The organism is Streptomyces sp. NPDC026672, from assembly GCF_040638185.1.
Taxonomy (GTDB): domain Bacteria; phylum Actinomycetota; class Actinomycetes; order Streptomycetales; family Streptomycetaceae; genus Streptomyces.
On sequence record NZ_JBEZXS010000021.1, the window covers coordinates 76,196 to 100,062 of the forward strand.

General features: G+C 68.4%; 14 protein-coding genes and 1 pseudogene. 2 read left to right on the forward strand and 13 right to left on the reverse strand.

The window, feature by feature from the left end:
- Positions 1-1,888 precede the first annotated feature (1,888 nt).
- The 6 genes and pseudogenes from AB0F77_RS24150 to nrdR form a co-directional block, all read right to left on the reverse strand.
- Positions 1,889-2,212: a helix-turn-helix transcriptional regulator gene (locus AB0F77_RS24150; RefSeq protein WP_361952266.1), complete on the reverse strand. Its 324-nt coding sequence runs from the start codon at positions 2,210-2,212 to the stop codon at positions 1,889-1,891.
- Positions 2,209-3,333, reverse strand: a pseudogene (locus AB0F77_RS24155) (tyrosine-type recombinase/integrase). Before AB0F77_RS24155 ends, AB0F77_RS24150 begins: the two are co-directional and overlap by 4 nt.
- Positions 3,334-3,436: 103 nt before the next feature.
- On the reverse strand, positions 3,437-3,574 hold the full coding sequence (locus AB0F77_RS24160; protein ID WP_329268144.1) for a hypothetical protein: 138 nt from the start codon (positions 3,572-3,574) through the stop codon (positions 3,437-3,439).
- 176 nt (positions 3,575-3,750) lie between these two features.
- A complete protein-coding gene (locus tag AB0F77_RS24165; protein ID WP_361952269.1) occupies positions 3,751-4,548 on the reverse strand; it encodes a DUF1883 domain-containing protein in 798 nt (265 codons plus the stop codon).
- Between the two features lie 209 nt (positions 4,549-4,757).
- Positions 4,758-7,652, reverse strand: a complete 2,895-nt coding sequence (locus AB0F77_RS24170; RefSeq protein ID WP_361952272.1) for a vitamin B12-dependent ribonucleotide reductase — start codon at positions 7,650-7,652, stop codon at positions 4,758-4,760.
- 162 nt (positions 7,653-7,814) lie between these two features.
- Positions 7,815-8,366, reverse strand: a complete 552-nt coding sequence (gene nrdR / locus AB0F77_RS24175; RefSeq protein WP_361952275.1) for a transcriptional regulator NrdR — start codon at positions 8,364-8,366, stop codon at positions 7,815-7,817.
- A gap of 585 nt (positions 8,367-8,951) precedes the next feature.
- Between nrdR and lexA the strand changes: the two genes are divergently transcribed.
- Positions 8,952-9,731: a transcriptional repressor LexA gene (gene lexA / locus AB0F77_RS24180; protein WP_361952278.1), complete on the forward strand. Its 780-nt coding sequence runs from the start codon at positions 8,952-8,954 to the stop codon at positions 9,729-9,731.
- A gap of 180 nt (positions 9,732-9,911) precedes the next feature.
- Here the strand turns inward: lexA and AB0F77_RS24185 are convergent, their stop codons facing one another.
- The 4 genes from AB0F77_RS24185 to AB0F77_RS24200 all read right to left on the reverse strand — a co-directional run bounded on the left by AB0F77_RS24185 (position 9,912) and on the right by AB0F77_RS24200 (position 16,624).
- Entirely contained in the window at positions 9,912-11,888 is a 1,977-nt protein-coding gene (locus tag AB0F77_RS24185) for an ATP-dependent DNA helicase (protein WP_361952281.1), read from the reverse strand.
- Between the two features lie 293 nt (positions 11,889-12,181).
- Positions 12,182-12,928 carry a GNAT family N-acetyltransferase gene (locus AB0F77_RS24190; RefSeq protein WP_361952284.1) on the reverse strand — a complete coding sequence of 249 codons (747 nt, stop codon included), beginning with the start codon at positions 12,926-12,928 and terminating at the stop codon, positions 12,182-12,184.
- Positions 12,929-12,997: 69 nt separating this feature from the next.
- Positions 12,998-14,770, reverse strand: coding sequence for an IucA/IucC family protein (locus AB0F77_RS24195; RefSeq protein WP_361952427.1), 1,773 nt, complete (start codon positions 14,768-14,770; stop codon positions 12,998-13,000).
- Positions 14,771-15,061: 291 nt separating this feature from the next.
- Positions 15,062-16,624, reverse strand: a complete 1,563-nt coding sequence (locus tag AB0F77_RS24200) for an aminotransferase class III-fold pyridoxal phosphate-dependent enzyme (RefSeq protein ID WP_361952430.1) — start codon at positions 16,622-16,624, stop codon at positions 15,062-15,064.
- A 303-nt stretch (positions 16,625-16,927) separates the two neighbouring features.
- Here AB0F77_RS24200 and AB0F77_RS24205 point away from each other — a divergent pair, with 303 nt between their 5' ends.
- A complete protein-coding gene (locus tag AB0F77_RS24205) occupies positions 16,928-18,166 on the forward strand; it encodes a hypothetical protein (protein ID WP_361952287.1) in 1,239 nt (412 codons plus the stop codon).
- Positions 18,167-18,365: 199 nt separating this feature from the next.
- On the opposite strand, the gene hflX is transcribed toward AB0F77_RS24205, so the two are convergent.
- The 3 genes from hflX to AB0F77_RS24220 all read right to left on the reverse strand — a co-directional run bounded on the left by hflX (position 18,366) and on the right by AB0F77_RS24220 (position 23,737).
- Complete coding sequence (gene hflX, locus AB0F77_RS24210) at positions 18,366-19,856, reverse strand: GTPase HflX (protein WP_361952290.1); 1,491 nt, start codon at positions 19,854-19,856, stop codon at positions 18,366-18,368.
- 134 nt (positions 19,857-19,990) lie between these two features.
- On the reverse strand, positions 19,991-21,514 hold the full coding sequence (locus AB0F77_RS24215) for a M1 family metallopeptidase (protein ID WP_361952293.1): 1,524 nt from the start codon (positions 21,512-21,514) through the stop codon (positions 19,991-19,993).
- 84 nt (positions 21,515-21,598) lie between these two features.
- Positions 21,599-23,737 carry an HD domain-containing protein gene (locus AB0F77_RS24220; protein ID WP_361952296.1) on the reverse strand — a complete coding sequence of 713 codons (2,139 nt, stop codon included), beginning with the start codon at positions 23,735-23,737 and terminating at the stop codon, positions 21,599-21,601.
- Positions 23,738-23,867: the final 130 nt, after the last annotated feature.

A 23,867-nucleotide genomic window follows, 5' to 3' on the forward strand; every position in this document is an offset into this window, starting at 1 on the left:
CGAATTAGATCGTCGAAAGTCAAGCAAACAATCCGAGCGAGAGTGGCCCCGAAGGCAAGAACCAGTGCTCCGGCCACACGAACGTCCAATGGAATTCCACTGTCACTTACGCATCGGCGAATCTGCTGGATGTGATCGTACTCATCAAGGACGACTTCAGGATTCCCCTGCGGGCGACATGGCACGAATACCGGATCGATCAAATTCCGACTCACAGCCCAACCAATAAAATATCGAACCTGATATCGCATAGTCGAACCTTCTGCGAGCCAGCGGTCGACGTCTCCCTGAGTGATCTCCTCAAAGAGACTACCTCGCCGATCCAGCCAATCCAAAAACTGAAAGGCAATGCTAATCCGTCGCCGAGTCGATTGAGCCGCACCATAACTGAGTTGGTGACGCTGAACCTTACGTCGAGCTCGGAGGATGATATGCCATTGGATGAACGGGCGTAACAAGCGCACGTGATGAGCAGGCTTGCCCACTAGCAGGTTCTTTGACCAAGTCTCAAGGCGTCCGAAGTGTTCCACCCGCTCAGGCAGTACGTGAGAATGGACTAGTGCACTTCGAGCATAATCCGCGGCAGGCCCCAGCGGCATCTCATCCAAGAGTTCATGGCTTACTTTCCTATCCTCTCGGGCGACTTGGACAAGTAACTGCGCAGCACGTCCCTTGGCTAGCCATTGAAGTGTGCGATATGGACGCGGAACGCTTCCTAGCACCTCGATCAGCGGCTGAATTTCCGGCTTGATCAAGCCGTCTTGATCGGAGAATAGGTCACGCAACCTCACTTTAAGGACGCAACGATCACAATTCCCGTCCTCATACGGGAATCCCGCTTCTCCGCAGGTGCAGCAAAGGTAGTCTACCCAACTGCCGCCACAGGGGCCGCACACACGCCTTCCAAATGAATTAGTGGAAATTAGTGCGCGCCGCTTGCCGCATCCCTCGCAATCCCCTGGTTCAGACAGAGTTCGGTTATAGCAAGTATCACAGACTGGTCCGCCAGGCCATCTCGCGTGGATCTGACGGTCTCGACCGCACCACGAGCAGATTCGAGTGGGTCGCTTATAGCACCGCTCACAGACGTATTCGCCTGTAACACGACTGCGCCGGCACTGCCGAAGCAGTCCACAGGTAGCGCAAGTATTTTCCGGTCCGTAATAGCAATAGGCGCATAGATCAACCCTGCCCGAAGATCCTTTGATTTTCGTAGGGCGATTCTTGCCACACTGACCACACGCTCTTTGCGGGGCCCGGTAACAACGCTTGCATACTGCCTGCCCCTCAACACGTGAGTGAGCTGGCGCTCGGTCACCGCATACGCTGCACAAGTGGACCGGCTTGGGAGCACAGTTAGAGCAAAGTACCGCGCCATCAGGGGATCGGTACCTAGGAGCTCGAAGGCGGCTACACGAGGAGCATTCGACCGTAATTTTTGGGTCGGTGCTGTAGCAGCGATAGCAGACCGGCTCCCCTTCCCAGCGAGCGGCGATGCGTTCCAGACGACCACATCGTGCGCAGAGCAGCCGCTTTAAGCGATTGTTGCAAGGAGTACAGACACGTCCTCCCGTCCCTTTTCTTGAAAGATCTACACCCACCGCACCACACTGAGAACAACCGGCCCGCACGACGCCTTCAATCCCAGCGTTGACGAGAACCTCAACCAGCCTGATCAGAACTAAGGGACAGTCTGATGCCCCGGAGCCGAGCGCGTCTGGTACTTCGAGGAAGTGCTCATCTAGCTGTCGCAGCGAGATGCCCTGATCCGCTTTAGCCTTCCGAAGAATCTCCGCCGCTCCCTCTTCACTGAGGCTAGGCAGCGTTGACGAAATATGCTGTAGCACTCGCTGCCAACGCTTCTCGGACAGCTGACGATCGCGGCTACTCATCGTTGGTCAGGGCGACGGATAGTGGTACGCCGCAACTGCGGAACCGGATTGGCGTCAGCCCCAGAAACCTTTCGTACCTCCGAATGAACAACCTCAACGCCAATGAGGTCGTTGGGAGTGCATGCAAGGATGTCACAGAGAGCAGCCAACGTATCCATAGACAATCGCTGCGGTGGTTGAGTCACTAGGCGAAATACCTGCTCGCGAGAGAGGTGGATTCCCCTCTCTGCAAGCAAGGGAACCAAGTCCGTGGTTTGAAACATCTCGCGAGCTGCCATAAGTTGGCGCAGGTTCCATCGGATCCCCATCTTCTTGATCACGACGAGGTCCCCCACAGGTCGGAGTACCTGGATTTCAGGGATCTCTGAACTAGCCGATTCCGATATTCGTCAGATACGCCTGAGTAGATGGCTGTAGTGGAAGCATATTCATGACCCACCTGATCCTGCACGAATCGCTCCGGATAATCGAATTCGATGAGATGCGTGATATAGCTATGCCGAAGGCAGTGGAGATTTAGCTCTTCAGGCAGCCCTGCCATGGTTCGAGCCGTTTCGAATGCCTCGTCCAGTCGGCGCATGGAGATACGGCTTAGACGCTCGGTAATCCACAGGGCGGGGTGCTTACCTGGCGACGCAAGCGGCCGAATCTCTTCAATGTAGTGATCCAGCAATTCAACCACCCAGTCGAACTCGGGAACCGTGAACACGGTTCGCCGCTTCGGCGGACCACCCTTTGAGGATTTACCGTAGCGAATAAAAATCGCCCCGAAACGCCCATACGATGGAGCCTTGGGATTCCTCCTCAGATCATGTAGATCTAGGCGCACAGCCTCCTGCCGACGCAGCCCGTATGCGTATACCGTTTTGAGTAATACGGCATCCCTCATGGCTGCCAAAGCGCCCTTGCGGCGACGGGCTCTGATGTCCTCGACCCGTCCATCCGCTGCGTCGAATAGGGCTTACACCTCGTCATAAGTGAGGGGGCGCCGTTCCGAACCACCTTCATATTCACTAGAGTGGCCGACGGTGTTCCACTCGTGCAGAATCTGCACTGGCGCTTGACCAAAGGAATCGAAGCACTTTACCGGCCAGCCATAACGAGCATCCGTGACGTAACCGCAGAACATTCGCAGCGCGTTCTGATAGCTCCGCCCAGTTGACACCGCGAAGGTTGGTCGCCTATCCCGAAGAAAATTCATGAATGCGTCAACTTCGGCAGGCTGCCATTGCCATGGGTACTCATTGGTGAAGTCGGCAAATCGCCTGATAAGGGCGAGGCGCGGTTTGATCGTTCCATCCCAGTCCAAAAACCTAGCCCGCTGCTGCCGGGCCCACCCCTCCAGCATCGCCTCGAAGACGGCTGTCTCGGGGTCCAGATGCACGACCCCGTCAGCAAGCATCAGGTGCGCAGCACCTGGCAGGCCCACCCCACTGCTCATGTTGCGTCTAACGCATCATCGTTGAGTTGGTTACGCTGGGCCTGCCATGGGTGCCCTTGAGGATTGGGGTGCCCAGGGCGCAGGCCCTGGGCACCTTCAGGTGTTACTTTTTCTTGGACGGCGTCTGCGACAGCGCGCTTGCCGCCGCAGACTTCTCGGCCTTGGTCGACTTCGGGTTGGCCAGGACCTTGGCTGCGGCCGACGCGGCCTTCTTACCTGTCTGACGTGGGTTCTTGGACATGATCACAGTTCCTTTCGTGCCACTTTGCGTTGCAGCTCAGAACGTGATGTCATGCATGCCTGGATGCGGTACAGGACGTCTCGTTCTGGCTGCGGTGATCGTCTGACCCCTCCGAAGGGTCAGCCGATCACCATCCGGCGGGCTCTCCGCCGGAATTCTCAGGTATGAGATTCGAGTTACCCAGCATCACGCTGAGCACCGCCCTCTCGGCTCTCTCGAATCACATCAGCAATCTCGCTGGCGATCTCCTCGACCGTGAACTGAGCGGTGCTTCTCGCCAACTTGTCGGCCAGGGACGGGCTTTGCGCCATAACCTCATCCTTGGTGACGTTGTGCCAGATGGGCAGCAGGTTCTGTTGCCCCGTCACGTACCTCGTCACCAAGCCGTCGAGTTCATACTGCGGCCACCCCTTCTCGAAGAAGTGGCGCGAGAGAATTACGATGCCGAACTGGCTGTTAGCCAACCCGTGGTCGATCTTGCGGCGTAGGCTGTCGCCGATCCTCAGTTCGAGAACGTCGAGCCACACAGAGATGCCGGCTTCTTGCAGATACTGCGCCAGCGGTCGGGCCACGGCTTCTTTGTCTTCACTGGCATGGGAAATGAAGACATCTCGTACGGGCTCACCACGGCCTGCGGAGTAAGGCGGCGGCTCATGCCTGATATCGGCCAGGGAACCAGCGTTGCTCGGGCGGAGCACGGGCAGCGGGGGCGGTTCGACGGAGGCCGAAGACCTCACCTTGCCCTTGAGGCCCAGCAAATCAACGGTCACGTACCAGTGACCGCTACTCGGAATCGCAAGACGTACCGGAGAGGTCCTTGCCAGCCCACCGATACACCTGTGGCCTCGCCCGCTTTTGTACTTCTGATAGTTGCTGGAGTCCATCAGACGCACATTGGCTGCGCTTCCGGACAGATTGATGACTGCGGTCGCACCCTTGGACTGACGACCGAGATCGTGGACTACATAGTCCATGAATTTTCCTCTGTATCACCTTCACCGGGGACCTGGTGGGCGGTTGCGCTGGATGCAACATTATTGCGTGCGCTTCAGCGGCGGGTGTATCCCCAGGCCAGCCGCTACGCGGGAGGGGCGTCAGCAGGAGGCTGACGCCCCTCTCATCAGGGATTACTTGTCAGGTGAGCGTTTGCCGAGTGTTGCACTCGATGCAATTCCGCCCAGTTTCAGCTGCAGCCGCTCGTCGAGCCGCAGCCCTCGCAGATGTAGCAGGAGCCGGCCCGCTGCATCTTCGTGCCGCAGGAGAAGCACAGCGGGGCGTCGGCCTGGATGCCCAGCTGCATCTCCACCAGTTCGGCGCTGGTGTGCGCCTGCCGCGGGGCGGGCGCGGCCGCCTCGATGTCGGCCTTCGGCGTGGCGACGGCCTTCAGCTCCTGGGCGCGCGGCGCCGACTGGGCCAGGCCCTCGACGTCGACCTCGTCCTCGGTGGGCTCGTACGACCCCGTCTCCAGGTGGCGCTGGCGCTCCTCGGCGGAGTGGATGCCGAGCGCGGAACGCGTCTCGAAGGGCAGGAAGTCCAGCGCCAGGCGGCGGAAGATGTAGTCGACGATCGACTGCGCCATCCGCACGTCCGGGTCGTCGGTCATACCGGCCGGCTCGAAGCGCATGTTGGTGAACTTCGAGACGTACGTCTCCAGCGGCACGCCGTACTGGAGGCCGACCGAGACGGCGATGGAGAAGGCGTCCATCATGCCGGCGAGGGTGGAGCCCTGCTTGGACATCTTCAGGAAGACCTCGCCGAGACCGTCGTCCGGGTAGGAGTTGGCGGTCATGTACCCCTCGGCACCGCCGACCGTGAAGGACGTGGTGATGCCGGGACGACCCTTCGGGAGGCGCTTGCGGACCGGGCGGTACTCGACGACCTTCTCGACCGTCTCACGGATGGTGGCCTCGGCCTTCTCCGTGATCTCGGTCTTCTCCTTCTCCTTGGTCTTGGCGGAGAGGGGCTGGCCGACCTTGCAGTTGTCGCGGTAGATCGCGAGCGCCTTGACGCCCAGCTTCCACGCCTCGAAGTAGATCTCTTCGACCTCTTCGACGGTCGCCGTCTCCGGCATGTTGACCGTCTTGGAGATGGCGCCGGAGATCCACGGCTGGATGGCCGCCATCATGCGGACGTGGCCCATCGGGGAGATGGCGCGCTCGCCCATGGCGCAGTCGAAGACCTCGTAGTGCGCGTGCTTGAGGCCGGGCGCGTCGATCACATTGCCGTGCTCGCCGATGTGGGCGACGATCGCCTCGATCTGCTCCTCCTGGTAGCCCAGGCGGCGCAGGGCCTGCGGCACGGTGCCGTTGACGATCTGCATCGAACCGCCGCCGACCAGCTTCTTGAACTTGACCAGTGCCAGGTCCGGCTCGACACCGGTGGTGTCGCAGGACATCGCGAGACCGATGGTGCCGGTCGGCGCGAGGACGGACGCCTGGGAGTTGCGGAAGCCGTTCTTCTCGCCGAGGCGCAGCACGTCCTGCCAGGCCTCGGTGGCGGCGGCCCACACCGGGGTGTCCAGGTCGTCCATGCGGACGGCCGTGGTGTTGGCGTCGGCGTGCTGCTTCATCACGCGCAGGTGCGGCTGCTCGTTGCGGGCGTAGCCGTCGTACGGGCCGACGACCGCGGCGAGTTCGGCGGAGCGCTTGTACGCCGTGCCGGTCGTCAGGGAGGTGATGGCACCGGCGAGGGCGCGGCCGCCGTTGGAGTCGTACGCGTGACCGGTCGCCATCAGCAGGGCGCCGAGGTTGGCGTAGCCGATGCCGAGCTGGCGGTACGCGCGCGTGTTGTCACCGATCTTCTGGGTCGGGAAGTCCGCGAAGCAGATCGAGATGTCCATCGCGGTGATGACCATCTCGACGACCTTGGCGAAGCGCTCGACCTCGAAGGACTGGTGGCCCTTGCCGTCGTCCTTGAGGAACTTCATCAGGTTCAGCGAGGCGAGGTTGCAGGACGTGTTGTCCAGGTGCATGTACTCGCTGCACGGGTTCGAGCCGTTGATGCGGCCGGACTCCGGGCACGTGTGCCAGTGGTTGATGACGTCGTCGTACTGGATGCCGGGGTCGGCGCAGGCCCAGGCGGCCTCGGCCATCCTGCGGAACAGCGACTTGGCCTGGACCTCCTCGATGACCTCGCCGGTCATCCGCGCGCGGAGGCCGAACGTGCCGCCCTGCTCGACGGCCTTCATGAACTCGTCGTTCACGCGGACCGAGTTGTTGGCGTTCTGGTACTGGACGGAGGTGATGTCGTCCCCGCCCAGGTCCATGTCGAAGCCCGCGTCGCGCAGGGCGCGGATCTTCTCCTCCTCCTTGACCTTGGTCTCGATGAAGTCCTCGATGTCGGGGTGGTCGACGTCGAGGATGACCATCTTCGCGGCACGGCGGGTGGCACCGCCGGACTTGATGGTTCCGGCCGAGGCGTCGGCACCGCGCATGAAGGAGACCGGGCCGGAGGCGTTGCCGCCGGAGGAGAGCAGTTCCTTGGAGGAGCGGATGCGGGAGAGGTTCAGGCCGGCGCCGGAGCCGCCCTTGAAGATCATGCCCTCTTCCTTGTACCAGTCGAGGATCGACTCCATGGAGTCGTCGACGGACAGGATGAAGCAGGCCGAGACCTGCTGGGGCTGCGGGGTGCCCACGTTGAACCACACGGGGCTGTTGAAGCTGAAGATCTGGTGCAGGAGGGCGTACGCCAGCTCGTGCTCGAAGATCTCGGCGTCGGCGGGCGAGGCAAAATACTTGTAGTCCTCACCGGCCTTCCGGTACGTCTTCACGATGCGGTCGATCAGCTGCCGGAGGCTGGTCTCGCGCTGCGGGGTGCCCACGGCACCGCGGAAGTACTTGCTGGTGACGATGTTGACCGCGTTCACCGACCAGAAGTCGGGGAACTCGACGCCGCGCTGCTCGAAGTTGATCGAGCCGTCGCGCCAGTTCGTCATGACGACGTCACGGCTCTCCCAGGCCACCTCGTCGTACGGGTGCACGCCGGGAGTGGTGTGGATGCGCTCGACACGCAGCCCCTTGGCCGCCTTGGTGCCCCTGGCGCGGGAACTCCGTGCCGGACCACTCGCCGTCTCTGTCATGCCGCCTCCCTGTACGGGCTAAAACGCCCTGAAGTGCCCCGTTGTTCCGAGACACGTTGTTCTGTCTGGTGTTGCGGGCGCCCTCACGCTGCCGCCCGCAACAGGTCCTGATCGCCGCCGCTCGGCCGGAACCGGGTCCTCCGACCGGTTCTTGCCCCCTGATCAGTCGGCGGCGTGGGCGGGCACGGGGACCTGCTCGGTCCCACCGCGTCCGCCGTCGTCCTCCTGGCTCCCCGCTCCCGCGTCCTCGTCGTCGCCGGCGGGGTCCCGCGTCGCTTCCCTCAGTTCGGCGATGGCCGCCTCGAAGTCCTCGAGCGAGTCGAACGCCCGGTACACGGAGGCGAATCGCAGATAGGCGACGAGGTCGAGTTCCTGCAACGGGCCGAGTATGGCCAGTCCCACGTCGTGGGTGGTCAGCTCGGCGCTCCCGGTGGCCCGCACCGCCTCCTCGACCCGCTGGCCGAGTTGCGCGAGCGCGTCCTCGGTGACAGGCCGCCCCTGGCACGCCTTGCGCACACCATTGATGACCTTGGTACGGCTGAAGGGCTCGGTGACTCCGGACCGCTTCACCACCATGAGCGAACACGTCTCCACGGTCGTGAAACGACGGGAGCAGTCGGGGCACTGGCGGCGCCTGCGGATGGACGTGCCGTCGTCGGTCGTACGGCTGTCGACCACACGGCTGTCGGGGTGCCTGCAGAAGGGGCAGTGCATGTCTCCAACCCTCCTCACAGCAGACTCAACAGCACCAGGAGACCTCTTGGGCCCCTCGGAGCAGCCCCAAGCATAGGCGATGGTCGGGACACCGGAGACCGGGGGGACCACAACTTGTGGGCTGCTACCGCAATCCAACCACTACATGTGGGGATTGGCTCATACATCAAGGCCACACGCGTGTCGCGCGCGCGGATCGCCACGGCGGGGCGGCCCGTCACCCGCGCGCGGGACCCCGGCGCCACCTGGCCGGAAGCCGCACCCGCACGGCCGTATCGCCGTGGCGCATACGGAGATAGCGTGAGCGCGTCACGGAGGACGCGTGCGACTCCGACAGGGAAGGGGACCGGCTCCCGACCTGCGGAAGCCCGGATGGCAGACTGAGGGCACAACCCGTGAGGTCGCCTCCCGGCGGTGAAGAGTACAACCAGGAACCCTTCCGCCCGCCAGGTGCAGCGTCAGCCATACACCCAGACACATCATCGCGTCTGGTGAAACGCAGTTTTTCACTCGAACGTGTGTTTGGCGCAACCTTTCGAAAGCAACTACCGTTGTCCAGCAGGGAGACCATCGAGAGGGGCCGACGTGACCACCACCGCAGACAGCGCCACCATCACTGCCCAGGACCGCTCCCAGGGCCGACTCGAGCCGGTGCATGCGATGAACGAAGCCGCGAATCCCGAGGCGCACAAGCGCTCCCTACCTGGCCGACCTCCAGGGATCAGGGCCGACAGCTCGGGACTGACCGACCGGCAGCGCCGAGTGATCGAGGTCATCCGGGACTCCGTGCAGCGGCGTGGCTACCCGCCGTCGATGCGGGAGATCGGTCAGGCGGTCGGCCTGTCGAGCACGTCCTCGGTGGCGCACCAGCTGATGGCCCTGGAGCGCAAGGGGTTCCTGCGTCGCGACCCGCACCGCCCGCGCGCGTACGAGGTGCGCGGCTCGGACCAGGCGGTCTCGGTGCAGCCCACGGACACCGCAGGCAAGCCCGCCGCGTCGTACGTCCCGCTGGTCGGCCGTATCGCCGCCGGTGGCCCGATCCTCGCCGAGGAGTCGGTGGAGGACGTCTTCCCGCTCCCCCGCCAGCTCGTCGGTGACGGTGAGCTCTTCGTCCTGAAGGTCGTCGGCGACTCCATGATCGAGGCCGCGATCTGCGACGGCGACTGGGTGACCGTCCGCCGTCAGCCCGTCGCCGAGAACGGTGACATCGTGGCCGCGATGCTGGACGGCGAGGCCACGGTCAAGCGGTTCAAGCGCGAGGACGGCCATGTCTGGCTGCTCCCGCACAACTCCGCCTACGAGCCGATCCCGGGGGACGACGCGACCATCCTGGGCAAGGTCGTCGCGGTGCTGCGCCGCGTGTGACGGCTGCGGCGGGCGGGCCTCCCGCCCCGCCCGCCCCCTGACCGGGCCCCGGGACCTCTGCGCCGGTTCCGGGGCCCCGTGCTGTACGGCCGACCCCGTGCCGCACGCTCGCGGCACCAGCGGGATTCCCTCATGAGCATCGGCCCGTCCCGGCGAGGGACGGGCCGATCTCGGGTCACTTCACTTCGCCTCGGCCTGCTGCGCCACGGCGTCGATGGCGGCCAGCGACCTGCGGACCTGATTACGGTCCGTCGTGTACCAGAAGTCGGGCAGTGACGCCTTGAGATAACTGCCGTACCTCGCGGTCGCCAACCGCTGGTCGAGTACGGCGACCACCCCGCGGTCCCCCGAGGCCCGCACGAGACGGCCGGCGCCCTGGGCCATGAGCAGCGCAGCGTGGGTGGCGGCGACAGCCATGAAGCCATTGCCGCCGGCGTCCTCGACCGCCTTCTGCCGGGCGCTCATCAACGGGTCGTCGGGGCGCGGGAACGGGATCTTGTCCATGACGACGAGCTGGCAGCTCGGACCGGGGACGTCGACGCCCTGCCAGAGCGACAGCGTCCCGAAGAGACAGGTCTTCGGATCCGCCGCGAAGTTCTTGATCAGCTCGCCCAGGGTCTCCTCGCCCTGGAGCAGGATCGGGAACTCGGGAATCCGGGAGCGCAACTCCTCCGCGGCGAGCTGGGCGCCCCGCATGGAGGAGAACAGCCCGAGCGTGCGACCGCCGGCCGACTGGATCAGCTCGGTCAGTTCGTCCAGCATGTCGGTGCGGTCCCCGTCGCGCGCGGGGCGCGACAGATGCTTGGCGACATAGAGGATGCCCTGCTTGGGGTAGTCGAAGGGCGAGCCGACGTCGACGCCCTTCCACTGCGGCACGTCCTCCCCCTCCGTGCCCTCCGGAGCGAGGCCAAGGGACGCGCCGACGCCGTTGAAGTCACCGCCGAGCTTCAGGGTCGCCGAGGTAAGGACGACGGAGCGGTCCGCGAAGAGCTTCTCGCGGAGCAGGCCCGAGACGGACATGGGGGCGACACGCAGGGAGGCACCGAAGCGGTCGTGCCGCTCGTACCAGACGACGTCCCACTCCGAGCCTCCCACCACGCGCTCCGCGACGTCGTGGACGGACTCCACGGAGGCCAGGGCCTGCTTGCGGACCGCGTCCTCGTCCTGGACCGACTTGTCGCGGGTCGCGCCGATCGCGGAGATCACCGTGCGGGCCGCGTCCCGCAGCGCCATCAGGGCGTAGGAGAGGTCCTCCGGGATCTCCTCCAGACGGCCCGGGAGGGCCAGTTCCATCAGCCGCTCGAAGCCCTCGGCGGCGGTCTGGAGCTGGTCGGCGGCCTTCTCGTTGACCAGCTTCGCCGCGCGGCGCACCGCGCGGTTGACCTGACCGGGAGTGAGTTCGCCGGTCGCGACGCCGGTGACCCGGGAGACCAGTTCGTGCGCCTCGTCGACGATCAGCACCTCGTGCTGCGGGAGCACCGGGGCGCCCTCGATCGCGTCGATGGCGAGCAGCGCGTGGTTGGTGACGACGACCTCGGCGAGCTTGGCCCGCTCCCGGGCCATCTCGGCGAAGCACTCCGCGCCGTACGCGCACTTCGAGGCGCCGAGGCATTCCCGGGAGGACACCGACACCTGCGCCCAGGCACGGTCGGAGACGCCGGGGGTGAGGTCGTCGCGGTCGCCGCTCTCGGTCTCGTCCGACCAGTCGCGCAGCCGCAGCAGGTCCTGGCCCAGTTTGCTGGTGAGTGCCGCGGCCTCGAACTGGTCGAAGAGGCCCTCCTCCTCGTCCTGCGGCACACCCTCGTGCAGCCGGTGCAGGCACAGGTAGTTCGACCGGCCCTTGAGCATCGCGAACTCCGGGCGGCGACGCAGCAGCGGGTGCAGGGCCTCGACCGTGCGCGGAAGGTCGCGCTCCACGAGCTGGCGTTGCAGGGCGAGGGTGGCGGTCGCCACGACGACACGCTCCCCGTGCGCGAGCGCGGGCACGAGATAACCGAGTGACTTTCCGGTGCCGGTGCCGGCCTGGATCAGCAGATGGGATCCGTCGTCGATCGCTCCGGCGACCGATTCGGCCATGGTCACCTGGCCGGGGCGCTCCGTGCCGCCGACGGCTGTGACAGCGGCGTGCAGGAGTTCAGGGAGTGAGGGCTTCGTCATAGCCCGACCACCCTACGGCCCGGCACTGACAAAGAGGTGATCAACGCCGGGACCGGCGAAGAGACCGACGGCCGGACCGGGGGAGAGACCGGTGGAGGAACCGGTCGGTGGACGGGTGAGGTGACCGGTGGGTGGACCGGCAAGGGCACCGGTCGTCGGACCGGTGAGGTGACCGGTGGCACGGACACGGGTGGGGCTCCTGGCGTCTGAGAAATCCGGGATGTCGTGGAGAAAAGCGGGAACTGCGTCGACCCGGTCTTCGTTCCCCCATGTGACAGCGCAATCACTCAGCGCTACATCAGGTGTCGGAGGGTGCGGTCCCGGACCATGAGGGCGGCTCGCTTGCCGGGCAGGTCGACCTCGGCGGCGAACCGGAACCCGGCGGAGAGGAACGCACAGAGGGAGGGGGTGTTGCGAAGGTCGGGTTCGGCGACGACCCGGGCACAGGCGGGACGCCGGTCCAGGACCAGGTCGGCCACGGCTCTCAGGAGCGTGGAGCCGAGTCCGCGGCCCCGGTCCGCCACTCCCCCGACGAGGAGGTGGACGCCGGTGTCGTGGGGGCGTGCCGGGTAGTGGCGGGCCAGTGGATCCAGGTCCGCCCGGTAGATCTCCCAGTAACTCATCGGGGTGCCGTCCAGCACGCCGACGCACGGGACGCTGCGGCCGTCGCCCGTGAGTTGGGTGCGGAGATGTTCCTCGGTGCGCGAGGGAGGGCCGGACAGTTCCCAGAAGGCCGCCACGGCCGGGTCGTTCATCCAGCGGGTGATGAGCGGCAGGTCGCGGTCCGGACGGGCCGGGACGAGTTGGAGGACGCCGACCGGGGTGACCACGGGACCCCAGGCCCCAACGTGGTCGAGCAGGTCGTCGGCCACCGCGACCGTGGCGTCGGACCTCTCCCCGGCGGCGAGCGCGAGGAGTTCGTCGGGGAGTCGCAGGTCGAGCGTGTCCTGACCGTCCCCGCTCGGGCCAGGGCGTCTCGGGTGCGCGGAGGCCGGGACGAATACGGGGCCGGCGTCGGCGCTCGCGTCGGTGGGAGGCACGGCGCGCTCCTCTCAGGAGCCGAGGTGGGTCGTCTTCCTCGGGAGTGGACGAAGTCGTCGGTGTGCGGTTCAGAGGTGTCGGAGGTGAAGGGGGTTGGCGATGGTGACGTAGACGGACTGGGTGTCGACCGGTCCGACCAGTTCGTCGAGTCCGTGCAGCCGCGTCAGGAGGTTGGCCTTGCAGCGCAGCACGGGCGAGTCGAGCAGACGGCCGGGGAGGCTGGTACGCAGGCGGGCGGGGCCCGAGGCGACGTCGGTGAGGAAGCGGCGGAACGCGGCGAGCAGCAGCGTCTCGTCGGCGAGGCGCTGGGAGCCGAACGCGCCGATCAGGCCGAGGACGTTGTTGACGGCGAGGTAGTAGGCGAAGCGCTCGTCGGCGACCTCGTCGGTGACGAAGGTGTCGCTTCGCTCGCCGATGCCGGGCAGGCGGGCGTCGAGTTCGGCGCGGCGGGACTCGCGGAAGTAGTAGCCCTGGTTGTCGCGGTACCGGCCGCCCGTGGGCCAGCCGTCGGGGTCCAGCAGGACCAGGGTGTTCTGTTGGTGGGCTTCGAGGGCGATGCCGGCCTCGGCGTCCAGCCACAGCACCGGACGCACGACCTGTTCCAGGTAGCGCAGGAACCACTCCGTGGCGACGGCGCCCAGGGAGCGGCCGGTCCGCTCGGCGAGCCGGGTGACGAGCAGGGCGAGCCGGGAACGGCAGGGCGGGGTTTCGAGGGTGGTGGGGCCCGGTTCGGCGATGGGCCGGGGCGAGACCAGACCGGCGACGCAGGAGGCGTCGTCGGACGGGAGGAAGGGGTTGTGCCGGATGACGACGTCAAGTCCCGTGACGGGCAGGCCGTCCGGGCCGTCGACCGCGAGCCAGGCGGGGTCGCGGACGATGTCGAAGCCGGGGTGCGCCGCCTGCCAGTCCATGGCCAGGCCGCTGCGGAGCAGACGGTGGACCTCGACACCTCGGTGGAGTTCCTTGCGGAGGTTCTCGCGGCGGGAGTTGGTGATCCGCAGGCCGAGCGACAGTTTGAGCATGGCGGGCGCACCGGACCGGTGGACGGTCCGCACGGAGGAGGTGGGGTGCCAGGGAAGACCGTGAGGTCCGAGGTCCCTCAGCAGTCCGGCGTCGAACAGGGCCGCGATCTCGTCGCGGTGCCGAACCTCTCGGGCCTGCCAGGGGTGCAGGGGCAGGGCCGCGTAACCCTCGGGCAGCGGCAGACCGGGGCCGGCGAGCTGGGCGACCAGGTGCTCCGCGGGAACGGGACGGCCGCGGTCCGTCCAGGCGGAGTCGGTGGCCAGCAGGGAGGGAGCGACAGCGATCCAGTGCAGGGGGAAGGAGGCACGCGACTCGGGTGAGTACAGGCGGGTTTCGGTGTCGGAGAGACCGTCGCGGCTCTTGGGGGCCGGGTGGAGCGGGTGGCCGAGGAGGAGCGCCTGTTCGGCGTCGAGGAAGAGATCGGGGCCGCCGGCGGGCCGGTCTCGCCGGTCGCTGATGAAGGTGACGGTACGGCGGACGGAGTCGGCCACGCGGGCGACGAGGTCACCTGCGTCGGCCCGGGTGTCGGCGTCGCGCCTGTCGCCGGGGGTCTCCCTCGTGAGCAGTGCGGCCAGGGTGACCGCGTCGACCGGTGAGGCGTCCTCGGGTGCGTCCGCCAGGCGTGGGAGGCCGAAGCGGTGCCAGCCCGTCGGGGACCAGAAGTGGACCGGCACGGTGAGGGACGTTCCGGAGGCGGGGAGCGGGATACGGAGGGTGCCGGAATCCGGCGCGGGGAGGTTCGTCTCCCGTACCCAGCAGCGGAGCAGGTTCTCCACGGCCGCGGCCTCGGCGGCGTAGTGGGGGTCGGGGCGGTCCAGGAGGTCGGAGTCCTCATGGACGTCGGCCGGAGCGGGCGGCGGTGCGGACTGCGGAGTCGGGGATTGTTGCCCGGGGACGGAGTCCACCGTCAACACGACGGGGGCGTGCGGGACTTGGGAGATGCCGGAGATGGAGGTGGAGGTGGTGTTCAAGGGACCGTTCCTCGGAGGCGTGCGGAGTGTGCGGGAGCCTGGGCGGGGGCTCACCGGTGGCGGACGGCTGAGGGAGACTGCGGGGCGGACGGCCAGGTGGCCGGGGCATGACTCGGGCCGCGATACGAGCGGGCCGCCCTACCCAGGAGCACCCCTGCGACCACCACCGCCATCACCGCTCCCCACCCCGGCTCCGGACCAGCCGACGCCCGCCGCAGTACCCCCGCTGCCGCCCCCCTCGCCCTCAGCCCCACCCCCGGTCCCAACTCCCCGCCGGAGCCCACGCCGCCCGTACACGTCCCCGCCGGCCACCGCTGTCACCGCGTCCGTGAAGCGGTCCAGGATCGCTGTTGTCTGGTCGTCGGTGATGGTGAGGGGAGGGAGGAGTCGGACGACGCTCGTGTGGCGGCCTCCGAGGTCGACGATCAGGCCCCGGCGCAGGCACTCGCGTTGGACGGCGGCGGCGAGGGCGGGAGCGGCGGGGAGCGGGGTGCCGGTGGGTTCAGGTTCGTGGCCGGGTCCCGGGACGAGGGGAGCGGGGGCGTGGTGTCCGGGTCGGGCCGGGGTGGGGGTGCCCTCCGGGTCCACGAGTTCCACGCCGATCATCAGGCCGCGGCCCCGCACGTCGCCCACACACGCGAAGTCCCGCTTGAGTTGGCGCAGTTGGGTGAGCATCCGGGCGCCGAGGTGGGCGGCGCGGCCGGCGAGGTCGTTCTCGCGGACGTGGGCGAGGGTGGCCGTGCCGGCGGCCATGGCGAGCTGGTTGCCGCGGAAGGTACCCGCGTGGGTGCCGGGTGCCCATGTGTCGAGGTCGTCGCGGTGCACCACGACGGCCAGGGGAAGGCTGCCGCCGACGGCCTGTGAGAGGACCATCACGTCGGGGGTGACAGCGCTATGGTCCACGGCCCAGAAGGCGCCGGTGCGGCCGACGCCGGTCCGGGTCTCGTCGGCGATCAGGGGAATCGAGCGTTCGGAGGTGATGGCGCGCATCCGGCGCAGCCAGTCGTCGGGGGCGGGGATCACTCCGCCCTCGCTCTGGACGGCTTCCAGGATCATCCCCGCGGGCAGGGGAATTCCGGACCGGGGGTCGTCGAGCAGGGACTCGGTCCAGCGGGCGGAGAGTTCGGCGCCGAGGGGACCGCCTACGCCGAAGGGGCAGCGGTGGTCCTGGGGATACGGGAGGCGGGTGATCCGGAGGTCGTGGGTGGCGCCGGACGCGGCGAGGGCGTCGGTGGTCGCTCCGTGGTGGGCGCCGGTGAAGGCGAGGATGCCGGGGCGGCCGGTCGCGGCGCGGACGAGGTCGAGCGCGGTGTGGACGGCGTCCGTGCCGACCGGGTCGCAGAACCGGACGCGGGCGCGGTCGGCGAGGCCGGGCGGCAGGGTGCGGAACAGTTCGGTGACGAAGGCGTCCTTGACGGGGGTCGCCAGGTCGAGGACGGAGAGGGGGGCACCCGAGTCGAGAACCTTGCGGATGGCTTCCAGGACGACGGGGTGGTTGTGGCCGAGGGCGAGCGCGTCGGCGCCGGAGAGGCAGTCGAGGTAACGGCGGCCATCGGCGGCCTCGATGGTCAGGCCGCGGGCCCGGACCGGCACGACGGGCAGGGCGCGGGCGTAGGTGCGCGGCCGGGACTCACGGGCGAACTGGCGGGTGAGGACTTCGTCGTGGGTGTCGTGCGCTCCCCCGCACGTCTCCCCGGTCATCGGCTCGGTCACGGCCACGGCTTACCGTCCTTGCGCTGTGCGGAGGCGAGTTGGTCCCGGGGACCGGGCGCGGGCGGCAGTCCCCCACGGCTACAACCGCCGGCCTCCCACCGGGTTACGGGTTGTCCCAAGATCCTTGCCGTGACGGAACTGTTGCCGTTCGGTCGGAAGTCCCCCACAGCGAGCGCATAGTGTGAGATGCCGTTCCCGGACGCCCGCGGGACCGATGTGAACTGCACCGGAGTGCGGTCCACTTGGCGGGCGCGGCGCCCAGTTCCTTTACAGCAGGGGGAGTCAAACAGCATGCGATCCATACGTCCGTCCTTCACGGTTCGGCGAGGGAGGAGCGCGTCCCGCGGAACGTCCCCCGTGCTGGCGGCCGTCGCCCTCGCCTCGGTGCTGGCGCTGACCGCCACCGGATGCGGCAGTTCCGACAGTGACGACAACGCGGGCGGGCAGGCGTCCGCCTCCGCCGCCGCCGGTGTCACCGGCGACGGAAAGATCAAGATCCCGGACGACCTCAGGGACCGGCTCAAAGAGCACGGGATCGACATCGACAAGTGGAAGAACGGCGCCTGGAAGAACTGGGACCGGGACGACTGGCTGCGCGAGGCCAACGACTTCGTCAACCCGATCATCGCGGGCCTGTGGGACCCGGACCGGATGCGCGACGCCAACGACCCGGACCGGGGTGTCGACGACAACGACCTCTCCGGTGACCAGGGGGTGACCGACCCGACGCCGGCCCCGGTCGAGGCGCAGGCGGTGCGTCCGCCGTACCACTCCAGCGCGCCGACGGCGGGCAAGGTGTTCTTCGACTCCCCCGAGGGCACGATGGTCTGCTCGGCGACGGTGGTCGAGGACCCGGCGCACCCGGGCAAGTCCAACCTGGTGTGGACGGCGGGGCACTGTGTGCACGCGGGCAAGAAGGGCGGCTGGTACCGCAACATCGCGTTCGTGCCGTCGTACAACGACGCGGGCATGAGCGAGGCGCAGCTTCAGGGCGCCAGCCGGGAGCAGGTCGCTCCGTACGGGGTGTGGTGGGGCGACTGGGCGCGGACCTCCCAGCAGTGGATCGAGCAGGGCGGCGAGACGGGCGGTGACGGGGCGCCGTACGACTACGCGGTGATCCATGTGACGCCGGAGCAGGGCAGCGGTGGCAAGTCGCTGGAGGAGACGGTCGGTTCGGCGCTCCCGGTGGACTTCGACGCCCCGGCGGTGCCGAAGGTGGAGAGCCTGACGGCGAAGGGCTACCCGGCGGCGAAGCCGTTCGACGGGCAGGGGCTTTACCAGTGCCAGGACAAGCCGGGGCGGCTGTCGATCACCAAGTCCGACCCGACGATGTACCGGATCGGGTGCACGATGACGGGCGGCTCGTCCGGTGGCGGCTGGGTCATGAACGGCCCGGACGGCAAGCCGGCGCTGGTGTCCAACACCTCGATCGGTCCGGTGAGTTCGGGCTGGCTGGCGGGTCCCCGGCTGGGTGACGTCGCCAAGGCCGTGTACGACTCGGTCAGCAAGAAGTTCGCCGGGCAGCGGTAGGCGACGTCCGGCCCGGAGGCGGCGGCGAGGTCACGGGCGGGATGCCCGCTCGGGACCGCCTCAGGCCCCGGCCGGACACGGTGCCGGACATGGTGAAGGCCCGTCCCGCGGTGAGCGGGGCGGGCCTTCGGTGTTCAGCGCACCGGGTGGACCGGGACGGCCTTCACGTCGGCCGCGTCGGATCGATCCGGTGGGCCGGTCAGAGGGCCGGTGCCGGGACGTACGGCGCGAGGTCCGCCGCCAGTTCCTCGTGCACCCGCACCTTGAGCAGGGTGCCCTCCGCGGTGTGCTCCTCGGAGATCACCTCGCCCTCGGTGTGGGCGCGGGCGACGAGCTTGCCGTGGGTATACGGCACCAGCGCCTCGATCTCGACCGAGGGACGCGGCAGCTCGTTGTCGATGAGCGCGAGCAGTTCGTCGATGCCCTGGCCGGTTCGGGCCGAGACCGCGATGGAGCGCTTCTCGACCCGCAGCAGCCGCTGGAGCACCAGCGGGTCGGCCGCGTCGGCCTTGTTGATCACGACGATCTCGGGCACGCCGGTCGCGCCGACGTCCCTGATCACCTCGCGCACGGCGGCCAGCTGCTCCTCCGGGACGGGGTGCGAGCCGTCCACGACGTGGAGGATCAGGTCGGAGTCGCCGACCTCCTCCATCGTGGAGCGGAACGCCTCGACCAGGTGGTGCGGCAGGTGCCGGACGAAACCGACGGTGTCGGCGAGGGTGTAGAGCCGGCCGCTCGGGGTCTCCGCGCGGCGGACGGTCGGGTCCAGGGTCGCGAACAGGGCGTTCTCGACCAGGACACCGGCGCCCGTGAGCCGGTTGAGCAGGGAGGACTTGCCGGCATTGGTGTAGCCCGCGATGGCGACGGAGGGCACCTTGTTGCGGCGGCGCTCCTGACGCTTGATCTCGCGGCCGGTCTTCATGTCCGCGATCTCCCGGCGCATCTTCGCCATCTTCTCGCGGATGCGGCGCCGGTCCGTCTCGATCTTGGTCTCACCGGGACCACGTGTCGCGAGGCCACCGCGACCGCCACCCATCTGCCGGGACAGCGACTGACCCCAGCCGCGGAGCCTCGGCAGCATGTACTGCATCTGCGCGAGCGCGACCTGCGCCTTGCCCTCGCGGGACTTGGCGTGCTGGGCGAAGATGTCCAGGATCAGGGCCGTGCGGTCGATGACCTTGACCTTGACGACGTCCTCCAGCTGGATGAGCTGGCCGGGGCTCAGCTCACCGTCGCAGATGACGGTGTCCGCGCCCGATTCGAGGACGATGTCCCGCAGCTCCAGGGCCTTGCCGGAGCCGATGTAGGTGGCGGCGTCGGGCTTGTCGCGGCGCTGGATGACACCGTCCAGCACGAGGGCGCCCGCGGTCTCCGCGAGGGCGGCCAGCTCGGCGAGGGAGTTGTCGGCGTCCTGCACGGTCCCGGAGGTCCACACCCCGACGAGCACGACGCGCTCCAGGCGGAGCTGGCGGTACTCGACCTCGGTGACGTCCTCGAGTTCGGTGGAGAGGCCGGCGACGCGGCGCAGGGCCGCGCGCTCGGAGCGGTCGAACTGCTCGCCGTCCCGGTCTCCGTCGATCTCCTGGCTCCAGGCGACGTCCTCTTCCATCAGGGCATCGGCCCGAAGACCTTCGGGGTAGGCGTGCGCGGAGCGCTTGGTGTCCTGGGAAGGGGAAGAAGAGGAGGTCATTGGGTCCTTACGTCGATGGGAAGTCCACTTCGGCGGTCATCGGGTTCAACGCACGGGGGCTCCGGGAGATTCCCGCGGTCCGTGCCGCGCCGACCCGACGATGGTCGCACGGCACGGCCCGTCTCGTCACCGTGTTATCGCGGGCCCTTGCCGCGGGTCGCCCCGGCTCCCGTCTTCGTCGGGGGCGCCGGCTTCCAGTCGGGGTGTCCGGGCATCGGCGGGGTCTTCTCGCCGTAGAGCCACGCCTTGAAGAAGCCGCTCAGGTCGCGGCCCGCGATGTTCGAGGCAAGGTGTTCGAAGTCGGCCGTGGTGGCGTTGCCGTCCCGGTGGGTCCGCACCCAGACCCGCTCCAGGCGTTCGAAGGCTGCCTTGCCGATCTCCTGGCGCAGGGCGTAGAGCACCAGGGCGGCGCCGTCGTAGACGTTGGCGCGGAAGATGCCGATCTTCTGTCCGGCGGTGGGCGGCTTGGGCGCCGCGGGCGGGCCGCCGGACGCGCGCCAGCCGTCGGAGGCGCCGTAGGCGGCCTTCATGCGGTCGGCCATGGGCCGGTCCGCCTTCTCCTCCGAGTACAGGGCCTCGTACCAGGTGGCGTGCCCCTCGTTGAGCCACAGGTCGGACCACGCGCGGGGGCTGACGCTGTCGCCGAACCACTGGTGGGACAGCTCGTGCACCATGATCGATTCGAGGTACCACGCGGGATAGCCGGGCTCGGTGAACAGTTCCTTCTCGAACAGGGAGAGGGTCTGCGTCTCCAGTTCGAAGCCGGTGGTGGCCTGGGCCATGAGCAGGCCGTAGGTCTCGAAGGGGTAGGGCCCGACCTTGCTCTCCATCCAGGCGATCTGGCCGGGTGTCCTGGCCAGCCAGGGTTCGAGGGTCTTGCGGTCGGCGGTGGGCACGACGTCGCGCACGGGCAGTCCGTGCGGGCCGGTGCGGCGCAGCACGGTGGAGCGGCCGATGGACACCTGGGCGAGCTCGGTGGCCATGGGGTGCTGGGTGCGGTAGGTCCAGGTGGTCGAGCCGCCGACGCGGTCCACGCCGGTGGGCAGCCCGTTGGCGACGGCGGTGTAGTCGTCTGGGGCGGTGACCCGGATGGTGAACATCGCCTTGTCGGACGGGTGGTCGTTGCAGGGAAACACCAGGTGGGCGGCGTCGGCCTGGTTGGCCATGGCGAGTCCGTCGGTGGTGCGCACCCAGCCGCCGTCACGGCCCTGGGGCGGCCTCGGGTCGCTGGTGTGCCGGACGGTGATCCGCGTCCAGCTGCCCAGGGGCAGGGCCCGCCGCGGGGTGACGACCAGGTCGTCGCCGGCGCCGGTGAAGCCGGCGGGCCTGCCGTCGACCTCGACGGACTCGACGGTGCCGTGGGCGAAGTCGAGGTTGAGGCGCTCCAGCCGCTCGGTGGTCCAGGCGTCGATGGTGGTGACGGCCTTGAGCGGCTTGTCGTTGCTGCCGGAATAGGTCAGGGAGAGGTCGTACGAGGCAACGTCGTAGCCGGGGTTGCCCAGGTGCGGGAAGAGGCGGTCGCCGACGCCCAGCGGTTCGGCGGGGGCGCTCGCGGCGAGCAGGCAGACGGAGACGGCCGAGGCGAGAAGGGCCGCCGCGCGGGTCCTGCGGGTCCTGGTGACGGGCCGGGGCGGCCGGGTGCGGGGGGTGTGCGGCATGGACCACCGCTACCAGCGCGCGGGGCCGTCACGGCGGCGGCGCGCGCCCGGCCCACCCGAACGGGTTGGTCCCGGGCGCGTCCGTCAGGAGGCGTGCGATCTGCGCTGGGCCCGGCCCACGTCGTACACGCCGGCGACGTTGCGCATCGCGCGCATGAGGGCCGGGAGGTGGGCGGCGTCGGGGAGTTCCAGGGTGTAGGTGTGGCGGACGCGCTGCTGGGTGGGCGGTTCGACGGTCGCGGAGACGATCTCGGCACCCTGGAGGGCGATCGCCTCGGTGAGGTCGGCCAGCAGATGGGGGCGGCCGAACGATTCGGCTACCAGCGTGACCCGGCACACGGTGGTGTCTCCCCAGCGCACGCCGGTCTCCGGCCGTCCCGTGCCCTTCATGCGGGCCACCGCGGCGCAGTCCACGCGGTGCACGGTGACGATGCCGCCCCGGACGGCGAATCCGGTGATCTCGTCGGGCGGTACGGGAGTGCAGCAGCCGGCGAGGCGGGCGGTGGCGCCGGGGCGGTCCACGAGGACTTCGGCGGGCCGGGGGCGCGGGGCGGTGCCCGCGCGTGTGGTGCCGTCCGCGGCGCCGACGCGGCCGGTCACGCGCCGTCCCGCGTCGAGCCGGCCGTTCCCGGGGCCGTCGTCGTCGGGATGGGTCGCCAGCCAGCGCTGGATGGCGATGCGGGCGGCCGGGGTGTGGGCGTGCTCCAGCCATTCCCTGGAGGGCTCGGAGGCGGGGTCCTGGCCCATGAGGAGCTGGACGGTGTCGCCGTCCTGGAGGACCGTGCTGAGCGTGGCCAGCCGGCCGTTGACGCGGGCGCCGATACAGGCGTGCGCGTCCTCGCCGTACTGGGCGTAGGCGGCGTCGACGCAGGTGGCGCCGTCGGGCAGGCCCAGGGTGCCGCCGTCGGGGCGGAAGACGGTGATCTCGCGGTCCTGGGCGAGGTCCTCGCGCAGGGTCGACCAGAAGGTGTCGGGGTCGGGCGCGGCCCGCTGCCAGTCGAGGAGCCGGGAGAGCCAGCCGGGGCGGGTGGGGTCGGCGCGTTCGCCGTCGTCGTGCTCCTCCGAGGGAGGGGCGTAGGGGTTGCCGAGGGCGACGACGCCGGCCTCGGCGACGCGGTGCATCTGGTGGGTGCGGATGAGGACTTCGACGACCTGCCCGTCCACGCGCGCGACGGCGGTGTGCAGCGACTGGTACAGGTTGAACTTGGGGACGGCGATGAAGTCCTTGAACTCGGAGACGACGGGCGTCATGCAGGTGTGCAGTTCGCCCAGGACGCCGTAGCAGTCCGCGTCCTCGTTCACCAGCACCAGGAGGCGGCCGAAGTCGGAGCCGCGCAACTGGCCGCGTTTGCGGGCGACGCGGTGGACGGAGACGAAGTGCCGGGGGCGGATGAGGACGTCGGCCGGGATGCCGGCGTCGCGCAGGACCGCGCGGACCTCGTCGGCGACCTCGGCGAGGGGGTCGTCCCCGGCCGCGTTCTCGGCGATCAGCCCGCGCGTGTGGGCGTACTCCTCGGGATGGAGGATCGCGAAGACGAGGTCCTCCAGTTCGGTCTTGAGTGCCTGGACGCCCAGCCGTTCGGCGAGCGGGATGAGGACGTCGCGGGTGACCTTGGCGATGCGGGCCTGTTTCTCGGGGCGCATCACGCCGAGGGTGCGCATGTTGTGCAGCCGGTCGGCGAGTTTGATCGACATCACGCGGACGTCGTTGCCGGTGGCGACGAGCATCTTGCGGAAGGTCTCGGGCTCGGCCGCAGCGCCGTAGTCGACCTTCTCCAGCTTGGTCACGCCGTCGACGAGGTAGCGGACCTCCTCGCCGAACTCCTCCCCGACCTGATCGAGGGTCACATCGGTGTCCTCGACGGTGTCGTGGAGCAGGGACGCGGTCAAGGTGGTGGTCTCGGCGCCGAGTTCGGCGAGGATCAGGGTGACGGCGAGGGGGTGCGTGATGTACGGCTCGCCGCTCTTGCGCATCTGGCCGCGGTGCGAGGACTCGGCCAGCACATAGGCCCTGCGCAGGGGTTCGAGGCCGACGTCCGGGTAGTGGGCGCGGTGGGCCTCGACGACGTGGCTGATGGCGTCGGGCAGTCTGTCGCGGGCGGCGGGGCCCAGCAGCGCCACCCGGCCGAGTCTGCGCAGGTCGATGCGGGCGCGGGCCTTTCTGCGGGGCGCGGCAGGGGTGACAGCGCCTGGGCTCGCGGGGTTCGTGGCCTCCGCACTCATGGGCACCTCCGGCTCGTGGACCGGCGGACGGGGCCACAGGACATACGCGGCTCAGGGTGGCGACGTTCCCCCGTCCGTGCCGGTGCTTGATGCTATCGAGCCCACCACGTGCGACTGACCGCCTCTCGCC